This is a genomic window from Paenibacillus darwinianus (assembly GCF_000598065.1).
Lineage (GTDB): Bacteria > Bacillota > Bacilli > Paenibacillales > Paenibacillaceae > Paenibacillus_I > Paenibacillus_I darwinianus.
The window spans coordinates 58,809-67,027 of the sequence record NZ_KK082160.1 but is presented as its reverse complement, the minus strand read 5'-3'; the positions used below and the strand labels follow the sequence as shown (position 1 = coordinate 67,027).

The following is an 8,219-nucleotide window of genomic DNA, read 5'->3' as shown; positions in this document are numbered from 1 at the left end:
GGCGGCGAGCCGCCCGTCCGGATGGTTCGCAACGACAGCGTCTTCGACAGAGGCGGCTGACGACGAACGCGATTGGCGGACGCAGGCAAGCTTTTCCTCCAATTGCAGCCAACCGTCGATCATCGCATCGCTCATGGACTGCAGAACCGCCAGCTGTTGCTCTATCTCGCTGCGCTGTTCGTCTGTCGTTCCGGGATAACGGATCATAATGTCGTCAAGCAGTTCGTTCAAGACGGCAAACACATGCTGCAGCAATAGCACGCACCCCACCTTCACGAATGTAATCGCACCGCTCGGCCGGACCGCTTACGCGGACTTCACCCGAGCTATGCTCATTCTTTGTTAAGCGGGGGCGTTTCATACTAAGCGCGTACCGTCACATCGAGCTAGCCGACCCGAATTCCGGGGGACCTGCTTGTTATAGGATGCTGGCGTGCTTCTCTTCCGTCATCGTCTGAACGGCGCGGTTGGCCGAGTCCATAATGGCCACCTTGGGCTTGTAGCCGCGCGCCTCCTCTTCGGTCATCATGCCGTAAGATATGATGATGACCTGATCCCCCGGCTGCGCGTGGCGCGCTGCGGCGCCGTTCAGACAAATAACGCCGGAACCTCGCGGTCCCGGGATGACATAAGTCTCCAGGCGCGAGCCGTTATTGTTGTTGACGACCTGCACCTTCTCGTTCGCCCAAATGTCGGTAAGCTCCATCAAATCCTCGTCAATCGTAATGCTTCCCACATAATTCAGATTCGCTTCCGTCACGGTTGCGCGATGTATTTTGGATTTCATCATTGTTCTGAACACGATGTTCCCTCCTCTTACTTTATCCGAAAATCCGGTTGTCGATCAACCGGGTTCCGCCGAATTTAACGGCCAGCGCGACGATAATCCGGCCGCCTTGACCATTCCCGGACGATAGCGTCAAGCCATCCGGCGGCTGAAGATCCGGATAGGTCAATACTTCCACATAATCGATCACCGCGAGCGGCGCCCGTTCGATATAGGCGATGATCCGGCCGCGCAGCTCGGACGCTCCGAGCTCCGGCTCGGACAGCCATTCACCGGCTTTGCCGAGCGCCCGGCTCAGCACGACAGCCTGCTCGCGCTGCTCGGCCGTCAGGTAGACGTTGCGCGAGCTTAGGGCAAGCCCGTCCGGCTCGCGCACCGTCGGACAAGGCACTATCCCGACAGGCAGGTTCAAATCCTCCGTCATCCGCTCGATGACCGCCACCTGCTGCGCGTCCTTAAGCCCGAAATAGGCGCGGTCCGGCTGCACGATGTGAAACAGCTTGCTGACGACCGTGCCGACACCGTCAAAATGGCCGGGGCGCGAAGCGCCGCAAAGCCTGTCGGTCAGCTCCTCGACCAGCACGCGGGTTACCGCCTTCTTCGGGTACATTTCCCGCACCTCCGGTGCAAAAAGCAGATCGGCCCCCGCCCGCTCACATACGGACGCATCCCGTTCGGGATCGCGCGGATAACGTTCAAAATCCTCGTTCGGCCCAAATTGCAGCGGGTTGACGAACACACTGACGACCGTCAGGCCGTTCTCTGCGCGCGCACGCTCAATCAGGCTGGCATGTCCTTCATGCAGAAAGCCCATCGTCGGTACGAAGCCCACCGTGCCCTCCGGGTTCGCCTTGCGCCATTCGCCAATCCGCCCCCGCAGCTCACGAATGCTGGTGTAAGTTTGCATGCCGTCGTTTCTCCTCTCCGGCATCCGGTCCGGATCCGTATACCGCGCCCTGCTGCTCCTGGCCGGCTCCGGCAAAGCCATGCTTCGACTCCGGGAATTCGCGGCCCTTCACATCCCGCACATACCGGCCGATCGCTTCGCGCACCGTAGTGCCGAGGTCGGCGTAGGTTTTAACGAACCGCTTCTCCCGGTAAGGGGAAGCGTATTGCAAAATATCATGATAGACGAGTACCTGGCCGTCACAGTTCGTGCCAGCCCCGATGCCGATTGTCGGTATGGAAAGCTGCTCCGAAACAGCCTTGGCGGCTTGATCCGTAACGAGCTCAAGCACGACCGCGAACGCGCCGGCCTGCTCAAGCGCCTTCGCGTCCTCGATCAGGCGGCGGACATCCGCGTCCTCCTTGCCCTGTACCTTATAGCCGCCGATCTGATGAACGGATTGCGGCGTAAGGCCGATGTGGCCCATCACCGGAATGCCGGCGCGCACGCAGGTGTCGACCTCGTGCGCGATGTCGGCGCCGCCCTCCATTTTCACAGCCTGGACGCCCGTCTCCTGCATAATACGTCCCGCATTGCGGAGCGTATCGCCGGCGCTGATGCGGTACGCCATAAACGGCAAGTCGGTTACGATGAACGTATTCTGCGCTCCGCGCCGGACGGCGCGGGAATGATAAATCATATCCTCCAGCGTGACCGGGAGCGTGGTATCGTAACCGAGCACCACGTTGCCGAGCGAATCGCCGACGAGAATCACGTCGATGCCCGCCTCCTCCGCCAGCTTTGCGGAAGGATAATCATATGCGGTAAGAACGGAAATCGGTTCCCCGTCCCGTTTCATTTTTTTTAACTTCGTTACGGTAAGCGCCTGCCCCATGCACGGTCCCTCCCATAGTCGTCCGCGAGAAGCCCTCTTGCCGCGGAAAGCAGAAAAAACCTTCCAGCCGCCGCTGTAAGGTTTCCGATCAGCAAAAAGAAACATTCCGTAACATGCGAAGCTTCCTTCTGTCTCGGTCCTTAACGGCTCAGAGCAGAGTGCGCGTTCTCAAGCGAACGGTTCGTCGTATTCGATCGATCAATCTACTGATGCGTGCGGAGTGCGGTTCCGGACGGATACCGCCTCAATGCTCCTCCAGTATATCAAACCGCATGGCAAAAAGGAAGGTGCCCCGCCGACAGACTCGCGGTCAGCCTTCTCGCCCTTCCGGCAACCCCATCTCGGCCGAAAAAACGTGAACAACTTTCCCGTCTTCGCGTTTCACGAGCAGTTCGCCCGTATCGGCCAAGCCGACCGGGCTTCCCTCAATAACACTACCCTGCGGCGTCGTCAGCACGCACGGCTTATCGAGCGACACGGACAGCGCTTCCCACAGCGTCCGGATCGGGCCGAACCCTTCCTCTCCGTAAAGGAGGTAAAGCTCTTCGAATTCATTCAGGAATTCGGCAATCGTCTCGGACCTGTCGAACGGTCTGCCGGCGGCCAGCTTCAACGAAACGGCTTTCGCGAGCATGTCGGGCGGATAGTCGGACGCATCGAGGTTGAGACTGATGCCGATACCGGCAACGACATATTTGAGACGTTCTTCCTCGGCGCTCGATTCGAGCAGGATGCCGCTTATTTTTTTGCCGTCGATCAGCAGATCGTTCGGCCATTTGATACCGATATCAAGACCGGTCAGCCGGCGTAAGGAACGGCACAATGCCACCGCTGCGAGCAGCGTAAGCTGCGGCGTGAACGGCAGCGGAATGGAGGGGCGCAGGATGAAGCTCATCCATACGCCTTTGCCCTTCGGCGATATCCACGGCCGTCCCATGCGCCCCCGTCCTTGCAGTTGCTGCTCCGCGACGACGAGGGTGCCTTCCGGCGCTCCCTCCTCGGCAAGCCGCTGTGCGGCATTCTGCGTAGAATCGACGGCGCCCAGCAGTTTGACGCGTTGCCCGAACGTATTGGTGCGAAGTTTCGTCAGTAAGCTTGTCAACGTTAACTGCTCCGGTCTGCCGGCAAGCCGGTAACCGAGCTTTCTGGAAGCCTCGATTGTGTAGCCCTCGTCCTCCAGCTTCCGCACCTGCTTCCACACCGCCGTTCGGCTGACGCCGAGCCGTTGGCTGAGCAGTTCGCCTGATACGAAACGATCATCGCTTTCCTCCAGCAATCCTAGCAACCGCTCTCTCATGATAGCTCCTTTGCATTGCGCAGATAAGTCTCCGCCGCCGTTAGCAGCGCTTGTTTGTCATTGGGGATATCCCCCCTCGCGCACGCGGCGAGAAGTTCGTTGAGCAGCGTTTTGACCCATGGCCCCTGCCGGGCGCCGGCACCCGCCAAAGCCGTCAAGTCCCGCCCGTTCACGGCCAGCTCCTTGAGCGTGGCGGCGGGCATCGCCCGCATCCATTCCGCAAGACGCGCCGCGCCCGCTTCATCAGGCAAGCTGGCCGCAAGCCCCGGAGCCTGTCCGATAAGCGCCAGCCAGGCCTGCGCATCGTCCTGTCCGTAGCGCAGGACGAGCTCCGTCCATGACGCGCGGCTTCCTGCGGCGTCTCCTGTTGCGTCCGATTCAATCGCCGCGTGGTGCAGCTTCATCCGATTCGTAATCCTTCGGACCCGACAGCGGCCGAATGCGAAGGCGCTTAGCCAGGCATTGGCGGCCTCCGGGGCGATACGGGCGGCCAGCAGCACACCGGCCCACCGGTTGTTCGTGTCCGCCACCCCGGACCAATCGGGAACTTGGTCGCAACTGGGGGCGTCGAACCCGACCCCAAGCAGCGGGATCTTCGTCTCCCGCCATAATGCGCTCCGTTCGAGCAGCGCCAGCGCGCGGTTCGGATAAGGACCTGCGAGCATTTTGTCCAGCTCGACGCCCACCCGCTCCATCGCGATGTGCCGCAGCAACCTGCGGTGGCGAACGATCGCGCGCCATGTCGATTTCGCGATCCGGTAGCCGAGCACGGAGGCGAACCTTATGCCCCGCAGCAAACGAAGTGCGTCCTCCTGCAAGCGGAGCTCCGGATCGCCTACGCAGCGGATCACGCCGGCGTCCAGATCGGCCGTGCCGCCGAACGGATCGACGACCCGGCCGAATCTGTCCATCGCCATCGCATTGATCGTAAAATCCCGCCGCAGCAGATCGCCGGTTAAGTCGGCGATGAACGTCACCTCTGCGGGCCTCCGATGCCGCTCATAAGCCGTTTCCATGCGGAAGGTCGTCACCTCATAGGAATGGCCGCCTTCCTGCACCGTCACCGTACCATGCTGAAGCCCGGTCGGCAGCGTCTTGGCGAATAGGGCTAACACCTGCTCCGGTTGGGCCGAAGTCGCGATGTCGACGTCGGCGACGGGACGTCCCAGAGCCGCGTCGCGAACGCAGCCCCCTACATAATAGGCCTCGAAGCCCGCACCGTTCAATCGCTCCAGGACGGGAGCCGCTTGCCGCATCATTTCCTGCAAACCGCCCGTCCCCCCTTACCGTATCTTATTCACATACCGGAACCGGAATATCCGAATCGATCCCCATAACGCGATAATAAATGCTCTCATATTCCGCTGTAATCAAATCGTTGCAGAACATCGTTCTGGCCCGCTGCAGACAGGCCTTGCTCACCACGCCGTGAAGGACGGGATCGCGCAGTAGACGAATGGCGTAATCCGCCATAAGCGCCGTATCCCCGATAGGCGCCAGATAACCGGTCTCCCCGTGCGCGACCAGCTCCGGGATGCCGCCGGCCTGCGAGCCGATCGTCGGCACACCGCAGGCCATCGCTTCCAACGCCACGAGCCCGAAGCTTTCCTTCTCCGAAGGCAGCAGCATCACGTCGGCCAGCGAAATGACCTGGGCCACATCATCCTGCTTGCCGAGAAAATGAACCCGGTCCTGCAGCCCCATCGCCTGGATTTTCCACTGGATGCGCGACAGCTCGGGTCCTTCGCCGACCAGCAGCAGCTTTGCCGGGATCTTCTCGCTGACTTTGGCGAACACATCGACCACGTCTCCGACCCGCTTCACCGGCCGAAAATTCGAAATATGCATCATAATTTTCTCGTCGGGCGACGCGAACTCGCTCCTCAGGCCGATGCACTCCCGCGGATAATAGATCCGCTTGTCGACGAAATTGTAAGTCAAATCGATCGGTCGCTCAATGTCCAGCAGCTCCTGCGTCTCCCGGATCAGATCGCGCGAGACGGCCGTTACCGCATCGCTCTGGTGAATGCCGAGCCGGATCAAATCCTTCAGCGACTCATCCTGGGCGAGCACCGTAATGTCGGTCCCGTGCAGCGTCGTAACCGTCTTCAGCTCCTCGCCGACCATCTGCTTTGCCAGATAGGCGCATATTGCGTGTGGAACGGCGTAGTGCACATGGAGGAGGTCGAGATTTTGCATTTTGGCGACTTGCGCCATCTTGCTGGCCAGCGACAAATCGTAAGGCGGATATCGAAAGACGTAATAGTCGTTGATTTCAACCTCGTGATAAAAAATATTGCGCTGAAATTTACCGAGCCGGAAAGGAATGCTGTGCGTGATGAAATGAATTTCATGTCCTTTCTCCGCGAGCAGCTTGCCTAGCTCCGTCGCCACGACGCCGGAACCGCCCAGCGTCGGATAGCAGGTGATGCCGATTTTTAGCGGTCTTGCCATGCCCGCACCCCCAAAGGTCCAAGTGGAATGTTCATGTCGGTAAGCGGCCGCAGCCTCGGTCAGAACTGCTCCACGGCGAATGGCCGCTTCACGATAAACCCTTCGGCGTAGGTCCACTGCCGCGAGGCGCCGAGCAGCCTGTCGCGCGCTTCGACGTTCTCGATATAACGTTGATTCAATGGAGTGGCCACCCGGCCCGAGCCTTCGGCAACGGGCTCGAATTGCGAACGGTATGTCGCAAGCGCATTGCGCTTCCGCTCGTAGCAGCCACTAACGTCGACCATGAGGCCGACGTCCTTCACGTCGTTGATGTAATAAAAGACAAGCTGCTCCACTTGTACCGGCGGAGCATCGGGCAAATACCGACGAAGCTTGGCATTGAACACCGCTTCCTCGACGATTCGGCTGCAGCTGTTATGGTCGGGATGCCGGTCATCCCAATAAGGCGCGAAGACGACACGCGGCCTGCAAGCCCGGATTTCCCGCACCACCGCCTCGAGCTGCTCCGCAGATCCGGTCAGCCCGCGGTCGGGCAGGGCGAGGCAAGAACGGTATGCCAGACCGAGAACGGCCGATGCCTCCGCGGCTTCGGCTTCTCTGCACTCGGGCGTCCCGTTCGAAGACATCTCCGCACGGGTAAGATCGCATATTCCAATCCGCAGACCGGCTGCCGCGTGCTTGGCGATCGTGCCGCCCATCCCGATTTCCACATCGTCGGGATGGGCGCCCAAGCATAGCATATCCAGACCGTTCATGGCTGCCAGTCCTCGGGCTTGTATTTATGTACCAGCTCGCGCCAGCCAAATTCCCCGCGCCCGAGCGAGTTCGTAAGCAGCTCCGCCGTGGCGACGTTCGTCGCGACCGGAATGCCCTGCACGTCGCACAGCCGAAGCAAAGCGATGATGTCGGGTTCATGAGGCTGAGCCATCAGCGGATCGCGCAGGAAAATGATCAGATCCAGCACATTCTCCGCGACGAGCGCACCGATCTGTTGGTCGCCGCCGAGCGGGCCCGACATGAACCGGTGAATGTTCAGTCCAGTTTGTTCCATGATGCGCTGGCCGGTCGTACCGGTCGAATACAGCTTGTGATGCTTGAACACATGCTCGTAAGCGATGACGAAGTTCACCATCTCGTCCTTTTTGCGGTCATGTGCGATAAATGCGATCTGCATTTGCTTGCTCATTGGAACTCCCCCTGTCGCTGCTGTCGCTAATTAACGGCTTCCGCCGGCACCGGCCGGCCGCGCTTAATCCATCAAATGCTCAAACCCGTAAATAAGGCCCGTATACCCCATTACCTTCTTCACGGCCTTATTGACGCCCGGCATATAACCGGCGCGGTCATAGGAGTCGTGGCGTATCTTCAGCGATTGCCCGAAAGCGCCGAATATGACCTCCTGCTGCGCGAATACGCCGGGCAGCCTCACGCTGTGAATCCGGAAGCCGTCATAATGGCCGCCGCGGGCGCCCTCGATCGTCTCCTCTTCGTTCGGATTTCCCTGCCGCAGTTCCTTGCGCACCTGGGAGATCAGCTCGGCCGTCTTGATCGAAGTGCCCGACGGCGCGTCCAGCTTCTGGTCGCCGTGATATTCGATAATTTCCAGATGGGGAAAATATTTCGACGCCTCTGCGGCGAACTTCATCATCAGAATGGCCCCGATCGAGAAGTTCGGAGCGATCAGACCGCCGATCCCTCGGCTGGCGCACAGCTTGTCCAATTCGTCGATCTGCTCGGGCGTGAAGCCGGTGGCTCCCACTACCGGCCTGACGCCATGCATGATGGCCGTCTTCGTATTGCCGTAGACCGTCTGGGGAACCGTGAAGTCGACAAGCACGTCCGTGCCGCCCCCCTGCAGTGCCTCCTCCAGATTGCGTCCGATGATGATGCCGCTGGCGGC

The 8,219-nt window shown here is 60.2% G+C and carries 9 protein-coding genes and 1 pseudogene; all 10 read right to left on the bottom strand.

The genetic code is table 11. The annotated features are described in order from the left end of the window. Positions 1 to 261: pseudogene (locus BG52_RS16065) on the bottom strand (hypothetical protein); the annotation flags it as partial. A 157-nt stretch (positions 262 to 418) separates the two neighbouring features. After that, positions 419 to 802 (bottom strand): aspartate 1-decarboxylase, encoded by a 384-nt coding sequence (gene panD, locus BG52_RS08385; RefSeq protein ID WP_036582490.1) that lies wholly within the window; start codon positions 800 to 802, stop codon positions 419 to 421. A gap of 19 nt (positions 803 to 821) precedes the next feature. After that, positions 822 to 1,694 (bottom strand): pantoate--beta-alanine ligase, encoded by an 873-nt coding sequence (panC, locus tag BG52_RS08380; RefSeq protein ID WP_036582492.1) that lies wholly within the window; start codon positions 1,692 to 1,694, stop codon positions 822 to 824. Beyond that, entirely contained in the window at positions 1,669 to 2,568 is a 900-nt protein-coding gene (gene panB / locus BG52_RS08375; protein ID WP_036582494.1) for a 3-methyl-2-oxobutanoate hydroxymethyltransferase, read from the bottom strand. Before panB ends, panC begins: the two co-directional genes overlap by 26 nt. Before the next feature lie 310 nt (positions 2,569 to 2,878). Further along, the gene (locus BG52_RS08370; RefSeq protein WP_036582496.1) at positions 2,879 to 3,865 is read right to left on the bottom strand and encodes a biotin--[acetyl-CoA-carboxylase] ligase; all 987 of its coding nucleotides are present in this window, start codon (positions 3,863 to 3,865) and stop codon (positions 2,879 to 2,881) included. Beyond that, positions 3,862 to 5,124, bottom strand: a complete 1,263-nt coding sequence (locus BG52_RS08365) for a CCA tRNA nucleotidyltransferase (RefSeq protein WP_144340773.1) — start codon at positions 5,122 to 5,124, stop codon at positions 3,862 to 3,864. The genes BG52_RS08370 and BG52_RS08365 overlap by 4 nt, the downstream gene beginning before the upstream one ends. Before the next feature lie 34 nt (positions 5,125 to 5,158). Next, positions 5,159 to 6,319, bottom strand: a complete 1,161-nt coding sequence (gene bshA, locus BG52_RS08360; protein ID WP_036582502.1) for an N-acetyl-alpha-D-glucosaminyl L-malate synthase BshA — start codon at positions 6,317 to 6,319, stop codon at positions 5,159 to 5,161. Between the two features lie 59 nt (positions 6,320 to 6,378). Next, a complete protein-coding gene (bshB1, locus tag BG52_RS08355; RefSeq protein ID WP_036582505.1) occupies positions 6,379 to 7,074 on the bottom strand; it encodes a bacillithiol biosynthesis deacetylase BshB1 in 696 nt (231 codons plus the stop codon). Continuing rightward, on the bottom strand, positions 7,071 to 7,493 hold the full coding sequence (mgsA, locus tag BG52_RS08350; protein WP_036582700.1) for a methylglyoxal synthase: 423 nt from the start codon (positions 7,491 to 7,493) through the stop codon (positions 7,071 to 7,073). The genes bshB1 and mgsA overlap by 4 nt, the downstream gene beginning before the upstream one ends. A 75-nt stretch (positions 7,494 to 7,568) precedes the next feature. Beyond that, positions 7,569 to 8,219, bottom strand: a 651-nt coding sequence (gene dapB, locus BG52_RS08345; protein ID WP_036667106.1) for a 4-hydroxy-tetrahydrodipicolinate reductase, incomplete at its 5' end; no start/stop codon positions are given.